This is a genomic window from Chromobacterium sp. CCUG 76385, assembly GCF_059916625.1.
Map to the genome: position 1 here is coordinate 1 of NZ_JAUCGU010000070.1, position 951 is coordinate 951.

Consider the following 951-nt stretch of genomic DNA (forward strand, 5'->3'; position numbering starts at 1 on the left):
CTGACGGTGACGGAAGGCGCCAGCCAGATCAGTCTGGCGCTGAACGCCAACGGCCAATTGGTCGATGGCAGCGGCACGGTTTACGCTTACCAGAACGGCGTGGTCTATCTGCCGCTGAGCGGCAACGCCGCCACGCTCGCCGCCACCGTCACCGACGGCGTCGGCAATGTCTCGCTGAACGCCTCCGCCAGTTACGCGCCTCCGGCGACCCCGACTGTCACCCTGACCGAGCACACGGTCCAGGGCGATCAGATCGGCGCCAGCGACCTGGCCGGCGGCAAGGTGCAGGCCACCGTCACGCTCGATCCGGTCAGCCTGGCCAATAACGGCTTCGCCACGCTGACCATCCACGATGGCGGCGCCAGCAGCACCGTCACCGTCAACAGCGCCGGCGTGGTCAGCACTTCGTCCAGCGCCGTCAGCGCCAGCTATGCCGACGGCACGGTCACGCTGGCCATCGCCGCGCCAGCCAATGGCCAGGCGGTCAGCGTCAGCGCCACCCAGACCGACAGCCTCGGCCATGCCTCCAGCAGCGGCAGCGCCAGCGGCACCTTGAACCTGACCGCGCCCGCCGCGCCCATCGTCACCGTGGCCGAACACCTCGACCCGAATGGCTGGATCGGCCCGACCGATCTGGCCCATGGCCAGGTGCAGGCCACCGTCGCGCTGGACTCGAACAGCCTCAGCAATGGCGGCAGCGCTCAGGTGTCGATCAGCGATGGCGGCGCGGCCAGCAGCGTCACCGTCCACAGCGACGGCTCGGTGGCCAGCAGCAACCCGGCCGTCAGCGCCAGCTACGCCAATGGCGTGCTCAGCCTCGGCATTCCCGAGCCGGCCAATGGCCAAACGGTCAGCGTGTCGGCGACGCAAACCAACGTACTGGGCAATGTCTCCGCCGCCGGATCGGACAGCGGCACGCTCGATTTGGTGCCGCCGGATACCCCGGCCATC

Annotated in this window: 1 protein-coding gene; it reads left to right on the forward strand. The window is 69.2% G+C overall.

Going from position 1 to position 951, the window contains the following annotated elements; all coding sequences use genetic code 11:
* On the forward strand, window positions 1-951 hold a 951-nt coding region (locus QUG01_RS19895; RefSeq protein WP_500831603.1), incomplete at both ends, for a hypothetical protein.